Source organism: Saccharopolyspora sp. NPDC045941, from assembly GCF_056431445.1.
This window is the reverse complement of record NZ_JBWKKU010000034.1, coordinates 61664-84355: the sequence shown is the minus strand read 5'-3', so window position 1 is coordinate 84355 and position 22692 is coordinate 61664. Positions and strand designations below refer to the sequence as shown.

Here is a 22692-nt window from a genome sequence, read left to right as displayed (position 1 = left end):
GACTGTGAGAGTTCTTCGCCTTCCGGTCCGCGGGCGGGCCGCGCCGCACCGCGAGCGGCGGCCGGCGTTCGGCGCCGCGGAATCCCGCACCCAGGGAGGCATTACGCGCCGCAGTCGGGTAAACCCGTGCGCATGAAACGAGCGGTCGCCTACATCGGCGTGTGGTTGGCCGCGACCACCGCCGCGGTCACGTTGTCCTGGCTCGGCGTCCGCGACGTCATCCGCGGCGCGATGTTCGAGCCGCCCGACGCGATCCCGCTGGTCCAGCCGACCACGACGGCCCCGCCCCCGCCTCCGCCGCCGACGACGACGGAGCCGCGCCCCGAGCCGACACCGACCACAGTGGACACTCCGGCGCCGGAGCGGACGCCCACCCCGAGCCCGTCGCGGACCACCGACGCCGGCGAGGTGCGCACCTACTACGCCAAGGGCGGCAAGGTCGTGCTCTCCGTGCACGCCGACGGCACGAAGCTGGTCTCCGCGACGCCGCGCCCCGGCTACACGGTGCAGACCTGGGACCAGGCCGTCGGCTGGCTGCGGGTGGAGTTCACCGCCGGCCAGCACGGGTCGTCCGTGATCGCAACCTGGCACGACCACCCGACCTCGGTCCAGACCATCGAGTACTGATGACCCGGAAGCACCCGCGGCCGGTCAGGGTTTGCGGGCGACGCCGCCGATCAGCAAGCGGTGGAAGGCGTTCACCGGCACCCCCGGACCGTCCGGCCACCACGTCGCCACCGGCACCAGCCCCGGTGCCAGCAGTTCGAGCCCGCCGAAGTAGCGCTCGATCTCCTCGCGGGACCGGAACCAGCCGCTGCCCATCGCGCCGAGGTACGCCTCCTCCATCAGGTCGGCCAGCCGGGCCGCCTCAGCGTCCTCGGGGCGGCAGAAGTGGCTGATCCCGACGTAGGAACCGGCGGGCAGCGCGTCGATGTAGCGCGCCATCAGCCCCTGCGGGTCGTCCTCGTCTGCGATGTGGTGCAGCGTGCTGAACAGGAACAGCGCGATCGGCCGGGACCACTCCAGCGACCTGGCGACGGGCCGCTCGGCGAGCAGGCGATCCGGATCCGTGATGTCCGCGGCGACGAAGTGCGTGCCGTCGTTCTCCACGAGCAGGGCGCGGCCGTGCACGATGGCGGTCGGATCGTTGTCGACGTAGACGACGGCCGCGTCCGCGTTGACCCGCTGCGCCACCTCGTGGGTGTTCTCCAGCGTCGGCAGCCCGGATCCGCAGTCCAGGAACTGGTCGATGCCGACGGTTCCGGCCAGGTACCGGGTGACCCGCTGCAGGAAGGCGCGGTTGTCCTTGGCCAGCGCGCCGGGTTCCGGGGTGACTTCGGCGAGCGCGTCGCGCAATCCGCGATCGGCACTGTAGTTGTCCTTGCCGCCGAGGATCGCGTCGTAGACGCGCGAACTGCTCGGCCTCGTGGGATCGATGCCAGACGGCACGCCCCCGCGCCCTTCGCCGGTTCGTGTCATGCCACTCCCCAACCCCGAATTTCCGCCCCCGACAACCCCAGGTTAGGGGATCAAGAGCCGATAACGTACGTCCGGGTAGATACCGCCAATCCGGGTAAGGCGCTCGACCTGCGGCCGGATTCCACTACTATGCCCACGCGTAACGTTCAACCACTGGATCGCGACAGTGGGTCGTAGAGCCCATTTCCACAGGAGGTTCCGCGTGGCTCCGGACAGTGCCACGGGAAGCGGCCCCACCGCCCGCCGTCTCGTGCTGGGCAGTCAGCTGCGCCGGTTGCGCGAGGCGAGCGGAATCTCCCGCGAGGACGCCGGATACGCCATCCGCGGGTCCGGATCGAAGATCAGCCGCCTGGAGCTCGGCCGCGTCGGCTTCAAGGAACGCGACGTCGCCGACCTGCTGACCCTCTACGGCGTGACGGACCAGTCCGAGCACGAGTCCTTCCTGGACCTCGTCCGCCGGTCCAACGAACCCGGCTGGTGGCACCGGTTCAACGACCTGATGCCCTCGTGGTTCCAGGACTACGTCGGACTGGAGGAATCGGCCTCCCGAATCCAGACCTACGAGATCCAGTTCGTGCCCGGCCTGCTGCAGACCGAGAAGTACGCCCGCGCGGTCGCCACCCAGGGCCGTCCGGAGTTCCCGGAGGACGAGCTGGACCGGCGCGTCCGGCTGCGCATGCAGCGCCAGAAGCTGTTCACCCAGCCGAAGGCTCCGCGGTTGTGGGCGGTGATCGACGAATCGGTGCTGCACCGGCCGATCGGCGGCCGCGAAGTGCTGCGCGAGCAGATCCAGTTCCTGCTCGACGCGACGGCGATGTCCGCGGTGACGCTGCAGATCCTGCCGTTCGAGCTCGGCCGGTCGGGCGCGGAGGGCGCGTTCACGATCCTGCGGTTCGCCGAGCCGGAGTTGCCGGACATCGTCTACCTGGAACACCTCTGCGGCGCGCTCTACCTGGACAAGCCGGACGAGGTCGAGGTCTACAGCAAGGTCAGCCACCGGCTCGCGGTCGACGCGCAGACGCCGGAGCAGACCCGCAAGACGCTGCTCAAGGCCCTGAAGCACAGCTGATCGACGTGCCACCGGGATCCGCACCCGGTGGCACTTCTGTGCGCGCCGACGACTGCGCATAGCACTCATTCACTGACCACGGGTCACTTAACTGGGAACAAAGTACCTCCGATCGAGTGACCAAGATCTCATTGAGATGCACGTGCATTCAATCGTGCATCTGCACCTGCTACCTTGGGTGCACGATCAACTGCACGTGCAGATGATCGTGCAGCGTTAGTCGGGGAAGGGTGAGGTTCGGATGACGAACATCCAGAACGGTATGCCCGCGCAGCAGCTTCCCAACGTGGTGTGGCGAAAGAGCCGCCACAGCGGAGCGGTGGGCAACTGCGTTGAATTGGCACCGTTGGTCGACGGCGGCATCGCCGTCAGAAACTCGCGCTACCCCGAGGGTCCAGCACTGGTCTACAGCCGGGATGAGATCGCCGCATTCCTGCACGGGGCCAAGGACGGCGAGTTCGACGACCTCGTCTGACGAGCCGTCCCGACGCTCCGCGCGGAGCCATGGTTGAAGCCCTTGACGACGAAACTCGGTGGCGCCATGAACGAGATTACCAACGGCCTGCAAGCCCTGGTAGCCCGCGATTTCCAGTTCGCGCACCCGCGCGACGCCGACGGCGGCCTGGTCGCCGTGGTGGGAATCCGGGTCCACCGCGGGGTTTTCGACATCGTGCAGCTGTTCAGTGAGCACGAAGCCGATGCCGCGCGGATCCCCGGTGACGAGCCGGACGTCCTCTTCCCGAGCAAGGTCCTGTGGCGAACCACCGGCCCCGCGCGCGAAGTGATCGCCGAACTGCTCGCGCTGTCCGAGCCGGCCCCGGACCTCGGCGCCCAGCCCACGGGCTGCTGGCTGCCGACCCACGCGGGCCGCTCGACCTGGCTGGCCGCCTCCGCCTGACACCGGCCAGCCGCCAAGACCCCGCCCCGACCCCGGCGCCGGAGTCCTCAGCGGACCTTTCCTGGCACCGGGACCCCCGAAACGATCGAGTTCCCGCGCGACGGCGCCCCGCCGCGGGAACTCGATCGGGGTTTTCCGCCCGAAGCGAGCACAACGACACCGCCCACCGCAGGTGCCTTTCGCGGCCTGCGACGAAACGCCCCGCCGACCGAGGACATCCACCGGCTCTCCGCCCCCCGTTGAGCCCGGCGATGATGACCCGTGAGCGGGTTGGGGCGCTATAACACCCCCCAACCCGCTCACGGAGCCCGAGCAGGAAGAGCTCAGTTCGCCTCGGTTGCGCGCCCATTGCGAGCGCGCACGTGGTGGACGACGACCACGGCGGTGGCGGCCAGGAAGACGACCTGCATCGCGGTTCGCGGGACTAGTTGGTCGTCCGCGGCGGTGAGGATCCCCTCCAGCGCCGCGTAGACGTTCGCGGGGAACATCGCGATGAGCATGAGCCCCAGCCCGCCCGCGGCCCACGGCGCGGTGCGGTGCCACAGCAGCCCCGCCGCGCCCGCCAGCTCCAGGATCCCGGTGACGGTGACGAGCAGGCCGGGCGCGGGCAGCACCGGCGGCACCATGCTGATGAGCTGCTCCCGCATGCCGACGAAATGCGCGATGCCGGTCGCCACGAACATCGCCGCGAGCCCGCCGCGCACGGCGACCGGCCAGGGCCTCAGGCCGCGGACGCCGATGGCGCCCGCCACCAGCAGCACCAGCGTGACGGCCAACAGGATGATCAACGGAGCCATCTCGGCCCTCCCCAGGAGAAAGCAAACTTGTCAGTGACAAGATGCCCGCCCGAGCCGAATCTTGTCAATGTAAAGATTCGTCGTCCAGGTGGTGGCGCAGGAGACTGGTGCCATCGAGCAGCGCCAGCGCCGCCCGGCGCTGCTCGATGGCCGCGCACAGCGCGTCGCTGCCGCCCGTTCGCCGGAGGCTGTCGAGCACCAGCAGGTACCGGCCCTCCCGAAGCATCTTGATCAGCCCCGACCTGCGACCGCCAGGACCACGAAGCGACCACAGTGGACGGAAGTCCCGGGGTCAGTCCAGCTCGTACATCGGGTTGGACAGTTTCACGCCGCGTTCGGCGTGGCCGCCGGCCAGGTCGGATTCCTGGTCCCCGACGCTCAGGACGATCCGGTAGCCCTGCCGCTCGATGCCGGCGCGGGTGCCGCTCTTGTACGGCACCACCGACGGCTCGTGGTCGTCCACCGGCCGCAGGTACAGGGCCGCCGGCTCCGGGAAGCCCTCTTCCTGCAGGTCCAGCAGGCTGGCTTCGCGCATCTCCGGGTTCTCCCGGCGGCCGGTGACGAAGAAGACCGCGACGCCGCGGGAATCCGCGAAGCGCGCGAGGTCCCGCGTCGCGGCGATCCCGACGGGCCCGCGGGCCAGCACGAACTCGTCCGACGACTCCTGCTCGAAGCCGAAGTCGATGCCCAGCTCGTACTCGTAGGTCGACACGCTGGTGTCGTCGATGTCCAGCACGATCGCGGGTTTCGGCACGCCCTCCGCCAGCCGCTGGGCCAGGTAGTCCTGGCCGCGGCGATCGGCCTCGGCGATGTCGGCGTCCCACTGCCCCGAATCGTGGTAGTCCACGATGGACCGCTTCACGTCGGTCAGGTTCGGGGCGGGTTCGGCCTTCGCGCCTTCGGCGCCCTGCGCGGCGGCGCACCCGGTGGCGAGCACGCCGAGCAGGGCGAAGGACGAGGCGATCCCGGGGAATGCGGAGGACTTTCGACCGGACACGATGCGGAACCTCCTGGCGGCGACTACTTCGGCAGCCCGGCCCCGCTCAGCACGCGGTCGAGCGTCGGATAGGACGCTTGCGCACCGGAGTGTTGCACGCTGCAGGCCCCCACGCGGGTCGCCCACCACACGGCAGTGGGAAGCGAATCACCCTGGCTCAGCCGCCATGCCGCGGTCGCGGCGAAAGCATCACCCGCCCCGGTGGTGTCGACCGCGTCGGCCGGCGCACCGGGAATTTCCTCGGCATGACCGGCATCCGCGACCGCCGCGCCGTCCGCGCCGAAGGTGACCACCACCGAACGCGCACCGACCCGGAGGAGCCCGGTCGCGTGCCCGATGTTCTCGGCGGGCACTGGAAAGCCGTTGCGCCGCAGGATTTCCCGGGCTTCGTGCTCGTTGACGATCAGCGGGTCGGCGAGCTCCAGCACCTCGGCGGGCAGGTCGACCACCGGGGACAGGTTCAGCACGAACCGCGCCCCGGCCGCCCGCGCGGCGCGGGCAGCGGCGACGACGGTTTCGACCGGCACCTCCAACACGACCGACACCACCCGCGCCGCCGCGATCAGCGGCTGAGCGGCCGCGATGTCGGCCGGCGACAGGCGCGCGTTCGCCCCGGCGGACACGATGATGCTGTTCTCACCGGTGTCCGAGACTGTGATCAGCGCGGTGCCGGTGACCGCTTTGTCGTCTCGGTGGGTGTGCCCGGTGCCGACGCCATCGGTGTGCAGGGCGGCCAGCAGCATCTCGCCGTGCGCGTCCGCACCGACCCGGCCCACCAGCGCCGTTCGGGCGCCGAGCCGCGCCGCGGCGACCGCCTGGTTGGCGCCCTTGCCGCCTGCGCTGGTGGCCAACGATGCGGCGTGCACCGTTTCGCCCGGCAGCGGATGGCGTTGCACGCGCGCGGTCAGGTCGACGTTCAGCGAACCGACCACGACGACGTCTTCGGTGCGCGTCATCGCAAATCCGCCCTCACGCCACGCGTCGCGTCGGGGTGGGGTCGTCGCACAGCCGATCGGCCAGCAGCTCGGCGAAGTCGCCGCCGGTCTCCAGCACCACGCGCACGTGCGCATCGTCCTGGGCCGGGAAGTTCCGGTACTGCCCGCGGACGTCGGCGACGGTCGCGCCGCGCCCCGGCCCCTGGCTCGTCTCCACGTCGACCGCGACGACCGGCGCCAGCACCGGGGAGACGTCGCCGACCGCGATGGCCGCGGCCAGCGGATCGTGGCAGGCCGCGCTGCGGTCGCCGAACACGTGCCCCTCGTAGAAGTCGAAGTACTGGTCCAGCATCTGCGCCGCGAATGCGGTGACCGGCGTGCCGGTCTCGCGGAGCCGGCGCTGGTGGCCCTCGGTGATCCGCTCGCCCATGGTCGCGTCCAGCGGCACCAGCGTGATCGGCCAGCCGGCGGTCAGCACCGTTCGCGCCGCCTCCGGGTCGTTGCTGATGTTCGCCTCGGCCGCCGGGGTGGCGTTGCCCGGGTGCCGGATCGCGCCGCCCATGATCGTGACGTGCTTGACCAGCCCGGGCAGTTCGGGATCGAGCAGCACGGCGGTGGCCAGGTTCGTCAGCGGCCCGACCGCGAGCAGGTGCAGCGTGCCGGGGTTCTCCCTGGCGAGGCGCACGATGAGTTCCGCGGCGGGCTCGGCGACCGGCCTGGCCGTCGGCGCGGGCAGGTCCGTGTTGCCGAGGCCGTCCGCGCCGTGCACGTACGGCGCGAAGTGCGCGTTCCCGAGCCAGTTGTCGCGGGCACCGACGGCCACCGGGATGTCCGGCCGCCCGGCCAGTTCGAGCACCCGCAGCGTGTTGTCGGCCGCGGTGACCGCGTCGATGTTGCCGAAGACCGTGGTCACAGCCCGGATGTCGACGTCCGGGTCCCTCAGCAGGTAGAGCAACGCCAACGCGTCGTCGATTCCGGTGTCGCAGTCGACGATCAGGGTTTCCTTGGACGCCATCGGTAGCGCGCCTTTCTGCTGGGAGCGGAGTCTCGCGGGACTCGTGCGCGTTTCGGAGCGCTATGGCGATCCGAAACGCGCACGAGCGTTGCCCCGGGAAGCGGAGCGGGTGATCGCGTCAGATCGAGACGGGCCCGCGGAGCCCCGGCTGTGGTTGTTCGGTGTTCATCGGGACTGGCGCACCGGGATGCCTGGCGCGCCGCTGGGCAGCACGTACTTGGCGGCGATCAGCGGGGTCCGCTCCATCGAGACGACCTGCGTGACCAGCACGACCGGCGTGTCCGGCGGCCGGTCGAAGACCTCCCCGCGGCGCCGCCCGAGCACGGTCGCGTTGATCGTGCTGGCGCCGCTGAGCGGCAGGTGCGGGTCGATCGAGCCGATGACGTGCAACATCGTGCTCGGCCGGGCTTCGGCCGCCGCCAGTGCTCCGGGCAGCGTGGGATCGACGGCGGCCAGCGCCTCGTCGTGCACGCTCCACTCCTCCACCAGGCAGGACGGCACGCCGTCGACGTCGACGACGCTCTCCCAGAACCGGATCTCGCAGCTGGCCGGCACCGGCAAGTGCTGCATCACCAGGTCGGTCGGCTGCTCGATGTCGCGCACCAGCGGCCGCACCTTGGTGCTGTCCGAGCCCAGCAGGCCCTCGACCGGTTGCAGCCGTTCGAAGCCCCGCCGGGCCGGGCGGTCGCTGACCGTCCGCCCCACTCCCCGCCGCACGGTGATCACGCCGTCCTCCTGGAGGAGGATCAACGCTTCCCGCAGCGCCGGCCGGCTCACGCCGAGCTCGGTCGCGAGGTCCGGCTCGGACGGCAGCGTCGAACCCGGCGGATAGGTGCCCTGCCTGATGGCCTCGGCGATCCGCTCGTAGAGGTCCACGACCGGTCGACGCTGAGGTCGTCTGGAAGCCACGCCGCACCTCCTGCCGGATTGATGTCAGACAAGTTAAGAGAGATGGTCCCGCGCGTCAACTCCGGCAAGCCGGAGAAGAACCGGAGAACACACCTTGACGTACATCACCTTCGGAGGGTAGATCCTTCCGCCAACATGCCTAACATGTCAGACAGGAAATCCCGGCCGAGTTCGCCGGGAACACCGAACCCCAGGAGGGAACCAGTGCCCGACTCGCCGACCGCCGACCAGCTCCGCCGCGCCCCGAAGGTGCTGCTGCACGACCACCTCGACGGCGGGCTGCGCCCCGAGACGGTCGTGGAACTGGCGGAGCAGCAGGGCTACGGCGCACTGCCGACGTCCGACGTCGCCGGGGTCACCGAGTGGTTCGCCGCCGCGGCCGGGGCCGGCTCGCTGGAGGAGTACCTGGAGCGGTTCGTGCACACCGTCGGCGTCATGCAGACCGCGGACGCGATCAGCAGGGTCGCCGCCGAATGCGCCGAAGACCTGGCCGCGGACGGCGTCGTGTACGCCGAGGTCCGCCACGCACCGGAGCTGAGCACCCAGCAGGGGCTGTCGCTGGACGAGGTCGTCGAGGCGATGCTCGACGGGTTCCGGCGCGGAGCGGCGCGGGCGCGAGAAGCGGGCAACCGCATCCGCATCGGCGTGCTGCTGTGCGCGATGCGCCAGGAGGCACGCGCCCGGGAGATCGCGGAACTGGTCGTGCGGTACCGCGACGCGGGCGTCGTGGGCTTCGACATCGCGGGCCCGGAGGCCGGCTTCCCGCCCACCCGCTCGCTGGAGGCGTTCGAGTACCTGCGGCGGGAGAACTGCCACTTCACCATCCACGCCGGCGAGGGCTTCGGGCTGCCGTCGATCTGGGAGGCCATCCAGTGGTGCGGCGCGGCCAGGCTGGGCCACGGCGTGCGCATCGTGGACGACATCGACATCGCCGAGGACGGCACCGCCCGGCTCGGCAGGCTGGCGTCGTTCGTGCGGGACCGGCGCATCCCGCTGGAGATGTGCCCGCGCTCGAACGTGCACACCGGCACCGTCGCCTCGGTCGCGGAACACCCGATCGCGCTGCTGCGGCGGCTGGGCTTCCGGGTCACGGTCAACACCGACAACCGGCTGATGAGCCAGACGTCGATGACCCGCGAGTTCACCGAGCTGGCTGAGAACTTCCACTACTCGCTCGACGACCTGCAGTGGTTCACGGTGAACGCGATGAAGTCGGCGTTCATCCCCTTCGACCAGCGCCTGGCGCTGATCAACGAGGTGATCAAGCCCGGCTACGCGGCCCTGCGCTCCGAGGCCCTGTTCGGCCCGGTCGCCGACCACGAACCGGCGCTGGCCTGACGCGCGGGAGCGCTTCGGGTCGGCACGGCGGCCCGAAGCGCTCGCGAGCGTTCGACAGGACATCGCCGGTCAGCGGTCCTACATTGACCGGCGATGGACCCGCTGCCCGCCGCTTACCAGGGAGTGTCCCCATGAGCCGTGTTCGAGTTCTCGTCGGCACCCGCAAGGGCGGGTTCATCCTGACCGCGGACGGCACTCGCGAGCGGTGGGACATCAGCGGACCGCACTTCGGCGGCTGGCAGCTGTACCACCTCAAGGGCTCGCCGGCGGACCCGGACCGGCTGTACGCCTCGCAGTCGCTCGGCTGGTTCGGCCAGCTGATCCAGCGCTCCGACGACGGCGGCCGGACCTGGGAGCCGGTGGGGAACCGGTTCTCCTACGACGGCACGCCCGGCACGCACCTCTGGTACGACGGCACCCCGCACCCCTGGGAGTTCGAGCGGGTCTGGCACCTCGAACCGTCGCCGACCGACCCGGACACCGTGCACGCCGGGCTCGAGGACGCCGCGCTGTTCCGCACCACCGACGGCGGCAAGACCTGGCACGAGCTGCCCGCGCTGCGCGAGCACCGCTCCTCCGCCGGCTGGCAACCGGGCGCCGGCGGGATGTGCCTGCACACGATCATCCACGCGCCGGACGACCCGAACCGGATGTTCACCGCGATCTCGGCGGCGGGCGCCTTCCGCACCGACGACGGCGGCAAGAGCTGGCAGCCGATCAACCGCGGCCTGCACTCGGAGGGCATCCCCGATCCGGACGCCGACGTCGGCCACTGCGTGCACCGCATCGCGCTGCACCGAGAGCGCCCGGACGTGCTGTTCATGCAGAAGCACTGGGACGTGATGCGCAGCGACGACGCCGGCGAGTCCTGGTACGAGATCAGCGGCGACCTGCCGTCCGACTTCGGCTTCCCGATCGACGTGCACGCCCACGAGCCGGACACGGTCTACGTCGTCCCGATCCAGAGCGACGAGCAGCACTACCCGCCGGAGGGCAGGCTCCGCGTCTACCGCAGCCGGACCGGCGGCCACGAGTGGGAGCCGCTGACCAGCGGCCTGCCGCAGAGCCACTGCTACGTCAACGTGCTGCGCGACGCGATGGCCGTGGATTCGCTGGACGAGTGCGGCATCTACTTCGGCACCACCGGCGGCCAGGTGTACGTGTCGCCCGACGCCGGGAACAACTGGCAGCCGATCGTCCGGGACCTCCCGGCGGTCCTGTCCGTCGAGGTGCAGACGCTGCCATGATCCGGGTCGCGCTCCCCGCCCACCTGCGGACGCTCGCCAAGATCGCGGACCGCGAGATCGAGCTGGACGTCGCGGGCCGGCCGACGCAGCGGGCGGTGCTCGACGCCTTGGAGGCCCGGTACCCGATGTTGCGCGGCACGATCCGGAACCAGGAGACCCAGCTGCGCCGGGCCTTCATCCGGTTCTTCGCCTGCGAGGAAGACCTCTCCAACGAGCCGCCGGACGCGCCGCTGCCGCCGGCGGTGGCGGCGGGCGACCAGCCGTACCTGATCGTCGGTGCGATGGCCGGCGGCTGAGGCGCGGATCGATCACTGATCCACAGTAGACTGGAATATTCCGGACACCGTTCAACTAATGGGTGGTCGCCCGAATTTCCCGGCGTGTTGGCGTGTCGATCTACGACACCGGTGGAAGGTTTGCCGCGTCATTCGCCCGCCCCGACGAATCGCGGCCGGCCCTGACACCACCGGAAAAATCCAGATCGGAGTCTGACATGCGCAGTTCAACCCGTGCCCTGTTCGCCGGGGTCGCGGCCGTCGGCCTGCTCACGATGGGGGCTTCCCCTGCGCTGGCCGCCAAGGGCAAGAGCAAGGAGTCCGACAACGACTCCACCGTCACGGCTGCGGCCCAGGGCGGCGAGGGCGGGAATGGCGGCAACGGCGGATTCGGCGTGAACATCTGCCCGGCGATCGGCATCCTCGCGAAGGCCGAAGCCCACTGCGGTGCCGGCAACGGCGGCAGCGCGAACGGCGGCGACGCGTGGGCCGAGGCTGAGGACGACAGCCGGGACACCGAATCCGACGACTGACACCGGAATCGCGGTCCGGCGCTCCCGCCCGAACGGGAGCAGTCCGGCCGACCGAAGTCTTCGCCCCGAACCGGAACGCCAGGCCTGCTGCCGATGACGAGTTCGGGGCGACGACGTGGAACGGAGTACTAGTGATCATTTCTGCACGCCTCCTCGGCACCGCCGCCGCGCTCGGCGTCGGCGTGCTGGCGGCCGGGCTGGCGACCCAGCCGGTCGCGCAGGCCGAGCGGAGCACCACCGAAAAACCGGGCAGTGACGGCGAAGCCGGCCAGGGTTTCAGCATCTGCCGACCGCTCTCCCTCACCGGCGGCCAGATCACGGCCGAGTGCTCGGTAGCGCCGAACGGCACGAGCTCCAACGGATCCGCGGATGCCGATGCCAAGAAGCACGGCGACGACGAGGACGAGGACTGACGCCCGAAAATAGCTCGCAGCGCTAGAAATGAACATGTGTCGGTCTCCACCAGGAGGCCGACACATCTTCATGAATACCGAGGTTACGATCCGTCCATTGTGGTCCAGACCTCGCGCGCCCGGATCGCCCGATCCGGGCGGCTTCGCCGGTTCGGCCGATCGCGGGCGAACCGGCGGCCTTACTCTCGAAAAGCGGGCAGGCCGTGGGATTTCTTCGGACGTGGCCTGCCCGCTACCAGCGAGAACCTCGGGCGCGACACGTCGGCCGCGCAGCGACCGACGCGGCTTCCGCGCCCTAGGAAATTCCCAGGATCACTCGTCGTCCTTGGAGTACTTCCGGTCCTTGCTGTCGTCTTCCGCGGTCGCTTCGGCGTCACCGCCGTTGGCGCTGCCGCCGTTGCCCGCGCCGCAGTCGGCCTTCGCCGGAGCCAGCAACGCGATGGACGGGCAAACGTTGACCCCGAAGCCACCGTTGCCGCCGTTTCCGCCGGCACCACCTTCGGCCGCAGCGGTCACGGTGGAGTCGTCGTCGGACGCCTTCTCCTTGCCCTTGGCGGCCAGCGCCGGCGACCCTCCCATCGCGATCAACCCGACTGCGGCGGCCCCGGCGAACAGAACACGAACAGACCTGCGCACTGCGAACTCCAATCTGATGAACACCACTTTGGTTGAACGGCTCCGCCGCCACTGCTCAGAAGGGATTCGGCGGTACCGAGATCAACGCGTGGACCCTTTCACCAGAGCCCGCGGAACGCCTCCAGCGACATGCAGATCGACGCACCAGTCACCCGTAGGTGCGACCGAAACTCGTTGCTCCAACAAAAAAGAGCGTGCCGACCGGCTCGCAGACCGGTCGACACGCTCTCATCGGGACGTGCGGGCTGGGGGTCGCCCGCGTCCTGATCAGTCCTCGTCGTACGCGCTGGACTCGGCGTCGCCGCCGATCCCGTTGCCACCGTTGCCGGCGGAGCAGGAACCGGTACCCTCGCCGAGGACGCCGACGCCGATGCCACACAGGACGTTCACGCCGAGGCCACCGTTGCCACCCTGGCCCTTGCCGCCCGTCGCCTCGGAGGCGGTCACCGAGTGGTCGTCCTTCCCACCCTTGCCGTGGTGACCCTTCCCGCCGTCAGCGAAGGCGGGCGAGCCCATGGCCAGCATCGCAGCAGCAGCAGCGGTGACACCGAGAAGGCGAATCGAAGTACGCATTCCTATAGCTCCCATCCATGTTGGACATTTGCCGGACCGGCAGGTTGCGTTCCCGGAATTCCGGGAATTTGGGGTGCGCCGACCGGCACGACAAACATTGCCATTGATTTGGTCGGTCCGGCATGTCGGGCCACACCAAAGAGAATCATGCGCCACCCGTGAGGATGCACGATCACGCAGTGCGTCCGACGCACCGGGAAACGATCTCGCACAACTCAACTGATCAGATGAAGAAGATCCACCGCGAGGAAAAAGATCAAGAAGTAGAATCTCGATCCCGATCACGAAATGATCAAGAAGGGATCGCCGTGAAAACCATTGCCCCACAAGCGACTTGCGCAAGTCGGTCTCCAGAAATCCAGACCGTCGGAGGTCGCACGTTGGGGCCATGCGGGGACGGTTCCACCGGGCACGGCGAGCGGGCCGCCCCTAGCGTTCGTAACTGCTCACGATCCGAATCACCTTTCAGGAGGCAAGTCATGGGAATTCGCCGCGAGACGGCAGTTGTGCTGGCCGCGCTGGGAACTCTGACCGCCGGCGCCTCGGTGGTCGCCGCGACGGCCTGGGCGGCCGGGCCACCGGTGACCGTCGAGGTGGGCGAGTCCAGGTGCCTGCACGCGGCCGACCTCCCGTTCCTGGCGGCAGCACTGAAAACCGCCGGGCAGGAGGATTCCGCGTCGACCACGGTGCGGCTGACCGTCCGCAGCGCCACCAACGACGGCCAGAAGCATTCCTACGTCGTCACGGTGGACGGGGAACAGCGGGCCAGCGGCTCCGTCAGCGGAAACGGCATGTCCATCAACAGCGTCGGCATCGCCAGCGGCGGGAGCTCCCGGGTGGTCGTGGCGACGGGCCCGACCGTCATCTTCGACCGGACCATCGCGGGACGCTGCTGACCGGGATCAGCAAGCAGCAGAAAGTCGGGGAGCGGAGGGAATTCCGCTCCCCGACTTTCTGCTGCGGTCGGCCGGGAATCACATCGCCGGAAAAGTAACCAGTGGCTTCACCGGGCCTGCCGGTGAAGCCACTGCGAGTGCGGCGCAGGCGGGCCGAAGGGCCAGAGTCACGCCCTGCGAATGCGATCCCGCCTTGGTTCCGCCGCGTGGCGTGCGCGACCACGGGCGGCGACTTTCACGCTGCACTCCTTGCCTTTCGGCAATCCCTGGGGTGCGGCGGCACGGTTGATCAGAAGTCGAACACGGAACCGGTCGCGGCCTTCAGCGCGCAAGGATTGGCCAGCATCACCTGGTATCCGACCGGCTGGCCGCGCCAGGTGCCCTCCGCGGACGCGTTCACCGGTCGGCTCTCCTTGGTGCAGCTCTTCGGCTCGCCTGGGTCCAACCGCTCGAACTTCCCGTCCACCTGCTGCAGCTCCGTGCACGCATCGGTCGCACGCGGGTGCTCTCCTCTCGCCGGATCGCAGGTCAGCGTGACCGTCCGGGATTTCTGGGATTCCGTCACCGTCAGCTTCAAGGTGCTCTGCCCCGCACCGTCGGACGTGGCCGAAGCAACTCCTGGAACCAGCACCGCAGCAGCGAAGACGACGCTGACCACACCGCGTCCGAGCAACCGGGAATCGGTCATTTCCTGCATCCTCCGTCCGAACAGAAAAGAAAACCCCCGTCCTCCTTACCGCACGCCGAACGATCTCTCCGCGCGAAGTCCAAACGATCACCTATCGGGCTCCCTCGAAGCGGTCGTCGCTACGGCCAGCCACCGTCGAGCGGCGATCTCGCACCCGGCCGGTCAACCGCGACGATCTACCCGCTCCGATTCGGCGACGGCATCGGGCCGCTCGGCGACACCGCGTATGCCCCATTAACCCGCCAGTGTCCCGGACCGAAAAGAAGCGACGGTGTTTCACGTCGATTTCTCCTATTCCGAGCGGACATCGGCCGCGACGACGCCTGAGCCACGCAAATCGAATGCACACCCGTAACCACGGACGGAACGTAGCCGCAACGCGCCCCCAACCGGGCACGGCCTGCCGATCGCGTGATCGTCTCGACGCAGTCGAGCGGCGGACTGCTGCACTGCGCAATGCCTTGCTCCTGGCGCAGATCTCCGTCAGGTGGCCCGTTGCGCGAGCGAACCGATCGAGATCATCAGATGAGGTGAGCCACCAAAATCTCGGGTTGCACGGCTTTGCGGCCACGCTATGTTCTAGATGGCCCCGCTGCGGCAGGGTTTCTTAATCCGATGGGAATCCATTGACTTTTCAGCCCGACAAAGTCTGCCAGCGGTTCCTGCGGCGTCACTTGTTCAAGTCAGTACGAAGGGGATTAATAGTTATGCGTTCTGCCAAGCGCGTCATCGCTGCTACTGCTCTGGGCCTCCCCATCATGCTCGGTGCTCCGGGAATGGCGCTCGCCGACGGTGGCCACCACCCGTGGAACATCAAGGACAACCAGGTCCAGGCTCAGAACCAGGATGCGGACACCGACCAGGCCAACGTGAACGTGCCGACGCAGTACACGTTCAACGTGGGCAGCGGTGAAGCGAACTCGGTGAGCTGGAGCAACCAGTCCAACGACGCCGACACCGACCAGACCGAGGTCGGCGTGCAGGAAGACTGGTGACGATAGCGGCCCCCTCGCTTTCGCAGTCCTCCCGCATCTGAAAAGGCTTGGCCCGGCGATTCCCTCGCCGGGCCAAGCCCTTTTTCATCCCCACCCGCCGCCGCGGTGCTCGCCCGGATGCACCGGACTAGTCCTCGTCCTGCAGCTCGCCCTCGGACTGCTCGGAGCTGTTGTAGTTGTTCTGCTGGGTAAAGGTCAGCGCCGACTGCTCACCCTTGCCGCCGTTGCTGACCTGGGTGATCGGCGAGACGTTGATGTTGTTCTGCACCGTGTGGTTCTGCTCGGCCTGCTCCTGGGTCTGCTTCACGATCCAGGAGGCCTTCGGCGGGCTCCCCGAAGGACCGTTGGCGGCCAGCGCCGTGCCGGAGGCCATCAGCAGCAGCGGCAACGCCACAGCGGCCGCGGCGAGCGTCTGCTTCGCAGTACTCATCAACCGATTCCCTTCGTAGACCAATCGATTTCGCCGTCCAGGGCGCCCCGCGGCGATCCGAATCGCGAAGCGCCCGGGCACCTTGGAATCCGCACCCCGGAATGGGGCAACAGAAACCTACCGGCGAATTGTCATTCGGCGGCGCACCGAAACATCTTGATCACTCCAAATGGTGATCACCGGACCCGCGCGCATGAAAAAACCCGCTGATCCGGCGGCTGCGCGCGTCGGATCAGCGGGTCGCTATCCCGGCCCCGGCGGGGCCGGCCGGATCAGCTTCAGGCGTCGAAGCGGAAGACGTTCGTGTTGCCGAACGACTGCCAGCGCGGTTCGAGCTTCAGCCAGCTCCCCGCCGGAGCGTGCGGCTCGACGGCCACCGCGACGTCCTGGTCCAGCTTCGGGCTGATGATCCAGCCGTTTTCATCCCGCGCGAAAACCCAGTCCTGGCTGGGGTTTCCGTACTGGCACGGCAGGGAGAGGACCTGCGGCCCGCCCTCCGCGTTGGCCTGCACGCAGCGGTTCGTCTGCTGGTTCCGAATGGTCCAGCTGCCATCGAATCGGTCGGAGACGACCCACTTGCCGGCGTCGCCGAGGACACCGAACGGAGCGGTCTTGACCACCGAGTCGCTGCCGAAGTCGACCCACCGGGACCCGTCGACGACACTGCTGATCTCCGCCCCCGGGTACGCCGGGGCAGGAGCCGAAGCGGCCTGGGCTCCCGCCGGCACGAGAGAAATCGCAGCCAGAGCACCGACAGCACCGAACATCCAGCGAGCACGCGTCATTACAAACCCCTCCAGACAGAAACTTCTTCGGGACTGGCGATCGGTTTTCCGACCGTCCGAATAAGATCTCTACCAGCACCGGAAGGAAATATCGCACCGGGTCACTACAACGTGTGGCCACTGCGCGACATCGGTAACGACGCCTAGATCAAAGCAGATAACGGTCCTCAATGGACACGTTTTGGCAACGCTCAAAAACGCGAAAAGTGACTCTTTTTTCAGATTAGCCGGGGTCCCGGCGCGCGGCTACCCGATCGCGTGAGGTGACGGGACCGGGCGGCCGCACGGTGCCCCCGTCAGGAGTACCGGATGCCCGGGAAGTCCCGCTGTGCCTGGAGGAACTGCTCCTCCCACTCCGCGGGCCAGCCGAACGCCTCGGTGGCGAGGCCCTTCAGGTTCACCCCGGCCGCGCCGCTCATGAAGTGCACGAACTCGCCCCAGTTCATGTCGCGGGCGAATTCCTCTCCGTTGGCCGGGAAGTACCGCCCCAGCAGGTCGAAGTAGCGCACCATCACCTGGGCGCCGCCGTGGTCGCGCCACAGCGGGTGGAACCAGTCGCGGAACCAGTGCGTGCCGGCGCGCGGGAAGTCGTCCACGTGGTCGTCGGCGGTCTTCCGGTTGTAGAAGTCCTCGGCCTCGGCCGCCATGCCGAGCGACTTGTAGACGTCGTAGATGTAGAACTCCATCCACTTGCTGTCGCCCCACAGGGCGAAGGCGGGCGAGCCGTGCTTCCCGGCGGCGATGCTCTCGACGACGTGCCCCGCCTCGTGCGTCACGATCTCGTACTGCGGCGTGGTCCAGTCGTCGCCGCCGACGTCGCTGACGTTGCGGAAGTCGTGCGACTCGTCGTAGACGGTCGACGGGTGGCCGCCGTAGTACTTGCCCTCGTGGTGGATCGAGTACAGCCGGTCGGCCGTCATCTGGTTGCCGGAGTTGCCGTAGGTCTGCTGGGAGTACTGCCACATCGAGGTCAGGTACGGCATCAGCCATTCCCGCGCGGCCGGGTCGACGTCCTGGTCGAAGTAGAGCGCCACGGTGTCGTTGTGGTCGATCAGCCGCAGGTTCTGGTCGTGCTCGAACCAGTGCTCCTGCCAGGTGGCGGGCGGCGGATCCGCCATCGGCGCGGGATTCCCCGCGCTGGCGACGCCGGGGGCCACCGCCGCCAGCGCCAGCACCATCGCCGTGATCGCCCTGCTGCGCATGTCCCACCTCGGGGCTCGGGGATGTTGGTCTGAACCAACGTAATCAGGCCGATGCGCACTGTCACCGACAGAGCAGGACGGGTTCCCCATCGGGCAACAAGTCGACACGTCGACCCTGTCGGGTCCACAGTGGACGCCGAATCGGCGCGGCCTCGAACCTCGCCGGAATGACGAAACCCTGCCGGTGGAGATCACCGACAGGGTTCGAATGGTGGTGCGCGATACTGGGATTGAACCAGTGACCCCTACCGTGTCAAGGTAGTGCTCTCCCGCTGAGCTAATCGCGCCGAGCGGCTCGGCCGCTTGCAGGGTTCAGCTTAGCCGACCCGCGAAAGCGGCCGTGCACCACCCCGCCTCACACCTGGCGCTCGAAGGTGACCAGGAGCCCTTCGACGCCACCCGGGCCGACCCGCCCCTTGACGTCGGCCCCGGTGATCGCCTTCAGCTGCCAGCCCTCGGCTGCGTGGTCGTTGAGGACCCGCTCCAGCTTGTCGCCCGACATCTTGCCGCCGAGCCACTTCTCCCGGAGCTCCACGACCTTGTACTGGTACGGCATCGGCACTCCCGTCCGTTCGAACACGTCCCAGGAGTCCAACGATGCGCACCGCGCGCCGGTTCCGTCAGGGATCGCAGGAGCTGCCCGGCACGGGCGCCAGGAAAACGGTGGCCGCCCAGCGCGCGCCACCCAGATCGCGGAAGCCGCCGACCACGTTGGGCGTCGCCGTCACCTCTTCGCCGTGGTCCAGCCTGCCCACCCGGTCCTCCCCGGAACCGGGCCCGGAGCGGACGTTGAGGACGTCGGCGGTGACGTGGAAGGTGCACGGGCCGGGCTCTCCGACGCCGAACCCGGCCTGGCCGGTGCCGGCCAGGTAGCTCACTCCGAGCACACCGGCACCGATGAGCAACAACGGACGAGGCAACAGGAACACGGCACACCTCCTGGTCCGGCACTGTCAAACCAGCTATAACCGGCCCGGATGCGAGCGCGGAACCCCGGGCACCCGTCGGCACGCCCGGTTCAGCGGCTCGGGTGTCGCCCGCCCGGCACCCGTGCGCAGGCGGTAGTCCGGTTGAATCCCGGCATGCCCGCACGCTTCAAGGACCTCGCACTGGACGCGCTCGATCACCAGGCGTTGGCGGACTGGTGGTGCCGAGCGATCGGCTACGTCCGCCGAGACAGCCTCGCCGACGCCGGCGACCGCCCCGCCGAGTGGCCGGTGCCGATCGTCGACCCGGTCGGCGTCGGGCCGCTGATCTGGCTCAACCCGGTGCGCGAGCCGAAGAACGGCAAGAACCGGATGCACCTGGACGTCGTCGGCGACCGCGACGAACTGCTCGCGCTGGGCGCGACCCTGGTCCGGGCCCGGGACGAGGAGATCGACTGGGACATCCTCGCCGACCCCGAGGGCAACGAGTTCTGCGCCTTCGCCCCCTGAGCACCCGCTACCCCTGGACGAGCGCCGCCAGCTCGCGCCACTGGGACATCGGCAGTTCGCCCGGCGTTGCCGTCAGGACCTGCAGGCAGACGTGGTCGGCACCGGCCTGGAAATGCTCCCGCACCCGTTCGGCGATGCTCTCGATGTCGCCGCCGGCGACGATCGCGTCGACCAGCCGGTCGCTGCCGCCGTCGGCGAGGTCCGCTTCGCCGAAGCCGAGCCGCAGCAGGTTGTTCCGCTGGTGCGGGGCCTGCAGATAGCCGCCCACGTGCTCGCGCTGCGTCCGGCGAGCCCGATCCCGGTCCGGGTCGAGCACGACGGCCTGTTCGACAGCGAGGTACGCCTCGGTGCCCATGCGTTCGCGCGCCATCGCGGTGTGCGAGACGGGCACGAAGTAGGTGTGCGCTCCCCAGGTTCGTTCGGCGGCCAGGTCGAGCATCTTCGGCCCCAGCGCGGCGAGGATTCGCCGGGGCGGCACCGCTGCCGCGGCGTTGAGCGGAACCTCGTCCAGGTTGTCGAGGTAGTCGCGCATGCTCGACACCGGCTTGCCGCTGAAGGGGATGCGGTAGCCGGCGAACGCGGTCGGCGAGCTGGGAACCCGGTGCCCGCCGAGGCCGAGCACGAACCGGCCGGGGTGCTGCTCGCCGAGCGAGCGTTCGGCGGCCGCCATGGCGATCGGATCCCGCAGGTAGATGTTCGCGATGCCGGTCGCCACGACGATTCGCTTCGTCGCGTCGAGCAGCAGCGCGGCCTGGGAGACCGCGTCCCGGCCGAACGCCTCCCCGAACCACACCGCGCCGTAGCCCAGTTCCTCCAGTTCCGCCGCGGCATCGCGGACCCGCGCGGCGGGGTGCGGATCGAACGCGAACGTCCAGATCCCGAGCCGGCCGGGGTCGTGCTGCGCGTGGGACATGTTCTGCCGCCCTCCGATTAAGCTGAGGCATCCTCCGGTTCTCCGGGAACAATACGGAGGGAGCCTCCGTTTGGCAACGAGATTCCCGATGGGTGAGGACATGACGACCGAGCGACGCCCGATGCGGGCCGACGCGCGCCGGAACTACGAACGACTGCTCGCGGAAGCCGAGGCCGCCTTCCGCGAGCGCGGAACGGACGCTTCGCTGGAGGAGATCGCGCGCAGCGCCGGAGTCGGCATCGGCACCCTCTACCGGCACTTCCCGACGCGGGACGCCCTGCTCGAAGCACTGCTGCACGACCGCTTCGCCACGCTGTGCGAGATGGGCGCCGACCTGCTGGGCGCGAAGTCGCCGCGCACCGCGCTGGTCACCTGGCTGCGGGAATTCGCGAGGTCGTCGAACAGGTACCAGGGGCTGCCCGCCTCCGTGATGACAACGCTGAACGACGAGGAGTCCCGGCTCTACGCGTCCTGCCACGCGATGCGGGAAGTGGGGGAACAGCTGCTCGCGCGCGCCCAGCAGGCCGGCGAGGTCCGCCCCGATCTCCTGGCGAGCGAACTCCTGCTGCTGGTGGCGTCGATCTCGTGGGCCACCGAGCACAGCCCGAACAGCATCGACCGCTTCCTGACCCTGCTGGTCGAGGGCATCGGCCCCTGACCGCAGAAGCCCGGAGGGACCGCAATTTCCATTGAAATCGAAGGTTCGATTTCAATGGAAATTGCGGGTTACCCACCCTCACCACGCGTCGGGCGACGGACGGCGGCATCGCCCTGGAAAGCGGAAAACGCCGCCCCCCTGGTGGGGAGCGGCGTTCGCGGTGCGGAAGATCAGCGGTTGGCCATCTTCTTCTGGAGGTTCTCGTCCAGCGTCGCGAGGAACGCCTCGGTGGTCTGGAACGCCTGGTCGCCACCGACCAGCAGCGCCAGGTCCTTGGTCATCTTGCCGCTCTCGACGGTCTCGATGACGACCTTCTCCAGCGTGTCGGCGAAGCCGACGACCTCCGGGGTCGAGTCCAGCTTGCCCCGGTGCTGCAGGCCGCGGGTCCAGGCGAAGATCGACGCGATCGGGTTGGTCGAGGTGGGCTTGCCCTGCTGGTGCTGGCGGTAGTGGCGGGTGACCGTGCCGTGCGCGGCCTCGGCCTCCACCTTGCCGTCGGCGGTCATCAGGACCGAGGTCATCAGACCCAGCGAGCCGAAGCCCTGCGCCACGGTGTCGGACTGCACGTCACCGTCGTAGTTCTTGCAGGCCCAGACGTAGCCGCCCTCCCACTTCAGGGCGCTGGCGACCATGTCGTCGATCAGCCGGTGCTCGTAGCTGATGCCCTTGGCGTCGAACTCGGCCTTGTACTCGCTGTCGAAGATCTCCTGGAACACGTCCTTGAACATGCCGTCGTAGGCCTTGAGGATCGTGTTCTTGGTCGACATGTAGACCGGGTAGCCGCGCTCCAGGCCGTAGCGGAAGGACGCGCGCGCGAACTCCTCGATCGACTTGCGGTAGTTGTACATCGCCATCGCGACGCCGCCGTCCGCACCGAACTTGGCGACCTCGAACTCGATCGGCTCGCCGCCGTCTTCCGGGGTGTAGGTGACGGTGACGGTGCCCGGGCCGGGGACCTTGAAGTCGGTGGCCTTGTACTGGTCGCCGTGCGCGTGACGACCGATGACGATCGGCTTCGTCCAGGTCGGCACGTAGCGCGGGATGTTGGAGATCACGATCGGCTCGCGGAAGATGACGCCGCCGAGGATGTTGCGGATCGTCCCGTTCGGGCTCCGCCACATCTTCTTCAGGCCGAACTCCTCCACGCGGGCTTCGTCCGGCGTGATGGTGGCGCACTTCACGCCGACGCCGTGCTTGGCGATGGCGTTGGCCGCGTCGACCGTGACCTGGTCGTCGGTGGCATCCCGGTGCTCGATGCCGAGGTCGTAGTAGTCGAGGTTGATGTCCAGGTACGGGTGGATCAGCTTGTCCTTGATGAAGGACCAGATGATCCGGGTCATCTCATCGCCGTCGAGCTCGGCTACGGCGCCCTGGACCTTGATCTTGCTCATGTGGCGGGGTGCTCCTCTCGCGAGAATGCAAGCGGTACAAGCGTACTGCTATCGGCTTCGATTGTGCCTTGCCCCCGTCGTCCGCCACCACCCCGGCGGACGCGCGTTGCGCCACTGTTCCCGACCGCGACCAGGTGTCGTGATCTTCTTCTACGCTCGACACCCGACGAGCGATCTTGGAGGG

The 22692-nt window shown here is 68.7% G+C and carries 30 protein-coding genes and 1 tRNA gene; 13 read left to right on the top strand and 18 right to left on the bottom strand.

Annotated elements, in window-relative coordinates; genetic code table 11:
• The first annotated feature begins 132 nt into the window (after positions 1–132).
• Entirely contained in the window at positions 133–627 is a 495-nt protein-coding gene (locus AC07FN_RS26055) for a hypothetical protein (RefSeq protein ID WP_478397999.1), read from the top strand.
• Between the two features lie 24 nt (positions 628–651).
• Here the strand turns inward: AC07FN_RS26055 and AC07FN_RS26050 are convergent, their stop codons facing one another.
• A complete protein-coding gene (locus tag AC07FN_RS26050) occupies positions 652–1479 on the bottom strand; it encodes an SAM-dependent methyltransferase (protein ID WP_478397998.1) in 828 nt (275 codons plus the stop codon).
• Between the two features lie 202 nt (positions 1480–1681).
• Between AC07FN_RS26050 and AC07FN_RS26045 the strand changes: the two genes are divergently transcribed.
• From AC07FN_RS26045 to AC07FN_RS26035, 3 genes are all read left to right on the top strand, one after another.
• Positions 1682–2548, top strand: coding sequence for a helix-turn-helix domain-containing protein (locus AC07FN_RS26045; protein ID WP_358580149.1), 867 nt, complete (start codon positions 1682–1684; stop codon positions 2546–2548).
• Positions 2549–2789: 241 nt separating this feature from the next.
• Positions 2790–3023, top strand: coding sequence for a DUF397 domain-containing protein (locus tag AC07FN_RS26040; RefSeq protein ID WP_358617215.1), 234 nt, complete (start codon positions 2790–2792; stop codon positions 3021–3023).
• 66 nt (positions 3024–3089) lie between these two features.
• Positions 3090–3446, top strand: a complete 357-nt coding sequence (locus AC07FN_RS26035) for a hypothetical protein (protein WP_132486293.1) — start codon at positions 3090–3092, stop codon at positions 3444–3446.
• A gap of 323 nt (positions 3447–3769) precedes the next feature.
• On the opposite strand, the gene AC07FN_RS26030 is transcribed toward AC07FN_RS26035, so the two are convergent.
• The 6 genes from AC07FN_RS26030 to AC07FN_RS26005 all read right to left on the bottom strand — a co-directional run bounded on the left by AC07FN_RS26030 (position 3770) and on the right by AC07FN_RS26005 (position 8099).
• Positions 3770–4243, bottom strand: coding sequence for a DoxX family protein (locus AC07FN_RS26030; RefSeq protein WP_478397997.1), 474 nt, complete (start codon positions 4241–4243; stop codon positions 3770–3772).
• Between the two features lie 64 nt (positions 4244–4307).
• Positions 4308–4469, bottom strand: a complete 162-nt coding sequence (locus AC07FN_RS26025) for a hypothetical protein (protein ID WP_478397996.1) — start codon at positions 4467–4469, stop codon at positions 4308–4310.
• A 66-nt stretch (positions 4470–4535) separates the two neighbouring features.
• Positions 4536–5240: an HAD family acid phosphatase gene (locus tag AC07FN_RS26020; RefSeq protein ID WP_478397995.1), complete on the bottom strand. Its 705-nt coding sequence runs from the start codon at positions 5238–5240 to the stop codon at positions 4536–4538.
• Between the two features lie 23 nt (positions 5241–5263).
• On the bottom strand, positions 5264–6196 hold the full coding sequence (locus AC07FN_RS26015; protein WP_478397994.1) for a ribokinase: 933 nt from the start codon (positions 6194–6196) through the stop codon (positions 5264–5266).
• Positions 6197–6209: 13 nt separating this feature from the next.
• Positions 6210–7190 carry a nucleoside hydrolase gene (locus tag AC07FN_RS26010; RefSeq protein WP_478397993.1) on the bottom strand — a complete coding sequence of 327 codons (981 nt, stop codon included), beginning with the start codon at positions 7188–7190 and terminating at the stop codon, positions 6210–6212.
• Positions 7191–7355: 165 nt separating this feature from the next.
• Positions 7356–8099 carry a GntR family transcriptional regulator gene (locus AC07FN_RS26005; RefSeq protein ID WP_478397992.1) on the bottom strand — a complete coding sequence of 248 codons (744 nt, stop codon included), beginning with the start codon at positions 8097–8099 and terminating at the stop codon, positions 7356–7358.
• A gap of 204 nt (positions 8100–8303) precedes the next feature.
• On the opposite strand from AC07FN_RS26005, the gene AC07FN_RS26000 reads away from it, so the two are divergent.
• The 5 genes from AC07FN_RS26000 to AC07FN_RS25980 all read left to right on the top strand — a co-directional run bounded on the left by AC07FN_RS26000 (position 8304) and on the right by AC07FN_RS25980 (position 11905).
• The gene (locus tag AC07FN_RS26000) at positions 8304–9437 is read left to right on the top strand and encodes an adenosine deaminase (protein ID WP_478397991.1); all 1134 of its coding nucleotides are present in this window, start codon (positions 8304–8306) and stop codon (positions 9435–9437) included.
• 131 nt (positions 9438–9568) lie between these two features.
• Positions 9569–10684, top strand: coding sequence for a WD40/YVTN/BNR-like repeat-containing protein (locus tag AC07FN_RS25995; RefSeq protein ID WP_478397990.1), 1116 nt, complete (start codon positions 9569–9571; stop codon positions 10682–10684).
• Positions 10681–10980, top strand: coding sequence for a MoaD/ThiS family protein (locus tag AC07FN_RS25990; protein ID WP_478397989.1), 300 nt, complete (start codon positions 10681–10683; stop codon positions 10978–10980). Before AC07FN_RS25995 ends, AC07FN_RS25990 begins: the two co-directional genes overlap by 4 nt.
• A gap of 197 nt (positions 10981–11177) precedes the next feature.
• Complete coding sequence (locus AC07FN_RS25985; RefSeq protein ID WP_478397988.1) at positions 11178–11492, top strand: hypothetical protein; 315 nt, start codon at positions 11178–11180, stop codon at positions 11490–11492.
• Between the two features lie 131 nt (positions 11493–11623).
• The gene (locus AC07FN_RS25980) at positions 11624–11905 is read left to right on the top strand and encodes a hypothetical protein (RefSeq protein WP_478397987.1); all 282 of its coding nucleotides are present in this window, start codon (positions 11624–11626) and stop codon (positions 11903–11905) included.
• Positions 11906–12217: 312 nt separating this feature from the next.
• Here the strand turns inward: AC07FN_RS25980 and AC07FN_RS25975 are convergent, their stop codons facing one another.
• Positions 12218–12541: a hypothetical protein gene (locus AC07FN_RS25975; RefSeq protein WP_478397986.1), complete on the bottom strand. Its 324-nt coding sequence runs from the start codon at positions 12539–12541 to the stop codon at positions 12218–12220.
• Positions 12542–12808: 267 nt separating this feature from the next.
• The gene (locus AC07FN_RS25970; protein WP_478397985.1) at positions 12809–13114 is read right to left on the bottom strand and encodes a hypothetical protein; all 306 of its coding nucleotides are present in this window, start codon (positions 13112–13114) and stop codon (positions 12809–12811) included.
• Positions 13115–13593: 479 nt separating this feature from the next.
• Between AC07FN_RS25970 and AC07FN_RS25965 the strand changes: the two genes are divergently transcribed.
• Positions 13594–14010, top strand: a complete 417-nt coding sequence (locus AC07FN_RS25965) for a hypothetical protein (protein WP_478397984.1) — start codon at positions 13594–13596, stop codon at positions 14008–14010.
• A gap of 289 nt (positions 14011–14299) precedes the next feature.
• Here AC07FN_RS25965 and AC07FN_RS25960 read toward each other — a convergent pair whose 3' ends face one another.
• Positions 14300–14698, bottom strand: a complete 399-nt coding sequence (locus AC07FN_RS25960; RefSeq protein ID WP_478397983.1) for an SSI family serine proteinase inhibitor — start codon at positions 14696–14698, stop codon at positions 14300–14302.
• A gap of 707 nt (positions 14699–15405) precedes the next feature.
• Between AC07FN_RS25960 and AC07FN_RS25955 the strand changes: the two genes are divergently transcribed.
• Positions 15406–15693 (top strand): hypothetical protein, encoded by a 288-nt coding sequence (locus AC07FN_RS25955; RefSeq protein ID WP_478397982.1) that lies wholly within the window; start codon positions 15406–15408, stop codon positions 15691–15693.
• Positions 15694–15820: 127 nt separating this feature from the next.
• Here the strand turns inward: AC07FN_RS25955 and AC07FN_RS25950 are convergent, their stop codons facing one another.
• The 6 genes from AC07FN_RS25950 to AC07FN_RS25925 form a co-directional block, all read right to left on the bottom strand.
• Positions 15821–16123, bottom strand: coding sequence for a hypothetical protein (locus AC07FN_RS25950; RefSeq protein ID WP_478397981.1), 303 nt, complete (start codon positions 16121–16123; stop codon positions 15821–15823).
• Positions 16124–16401: 278 nt separating this feature from the next.
• Entirely contained in the window at positions 16402–16851 is a 450-nt protein-coding gene (locus AC07FN_RS25945) for an RICIN domain-containing protein (protein ID WP_478397980.1), read from the bottom strand.
• Positions 16852–17204: 353 nt separating this feature from the next.
• Positions 17205–18110, bottom strand: a complete 906-nt coding sequence (locus AC07FN_RS25940) for a hypothetical protein (RefSeq protein WP_478397979.1) — start codon at positions 18108–18110, stop codon at positions 17205–17207.
• A 212-nt stretch (positions 18111–18322) separates the two neighbouring features.
• Positions 18323–18397 (bottom strand) — tRNA-Val (locus AC07FN_RS25935).
• A 68-nt stretch (positions 18398–18465) separates the two neighbouring features.
• The gene (locus AC07FN_RS25930; protein ID WP_478397978.1) at positions 18466–18705 is read right to left on the bottom strand and encodes a DUF4177 domain-containing protein; all 240 of its coding nucleotides are present in this window, start codon (positions 18703–18705) and stop codon (positions 18466–18468) included.
• A 25-nt stretch (positions 18706–18730) separates the two neighbouring features.
• Complete coding sequence (locus AC07FN_RS25925; protein WP_478397977.1) at positions 18731–19039, bottom strand: SH3 domain-containing protein; 309 nt, start codon at positions 19037–19039, stop codon at positions 18731–18733.
• 153 nt (positions 19040–19192) lie between these two features.
• On the opposite strand from AC07FN_RS25925, the gene AC07FN_RS25920 reads away from it, so the two are divergent.
• Positions 19193–19546, top strand: coding sequence for a VOC family protein (locus AC07FN_RS25920; RefSeq protein WP_478397976.1), 354 nt, complete (start codon positions 19193–19195; stop codon positions 19544–19546).
• A 7-nt stretch (positions 19547–19553) separates the two neighbouring features.
• Here AC07FN_RS25920 and AC07FN_RS25915 read toward each other — a convergent pair whose 3' ends face one another.
• The gene (locus tag AC07FN_RS25915) at positions 19554–20459 is read right to left on the bottom strand and encodes a TIGR03620 family F420-dependent LLM class oxidoreductase (RefSeq protein WP_478397975.1); all 906 of its coding nucleotides are present in this window, start codon (positions 20457–20459) and stop codon (positions 19554–19556) included.
• Between the two features lie 100 nt (positions 20460–20559).
• Here AC07FN_RS25915 and AC07FN_RS25910 point away from each other — a divergent pair, with 100 nt between their 5' ends.
• Positions 20560–21117, top strand: a complete 558-nt coding sequence (locus AC07FN_RS25910; protein ID WP_478397974.1) for a TetR/AcrR family transcriptional regulator — start codon at positions 20560–20562, stop codon at positions 21115–21117.
• Between the two features lie 170 nt (positions 21118–21287).
• On the opposite strand, the gene AC07FN_RS25905 is transcribed toward AC07FN_RS25910, so the two are convergent.
• Positions 21288–22508: an NADP-dependent isocitrate dehydrogenase gene (locus AC07FN_RS25905; protein WP_478397973.1), complete on the bottom strand. Its 1221-nt coding sequence runs from the start codon at positions 22506–22508 to the stop codon at positions 21288–21290.
• Between the last annotated feature and the right edge of the window lie 184 nt (positions 22509–22692).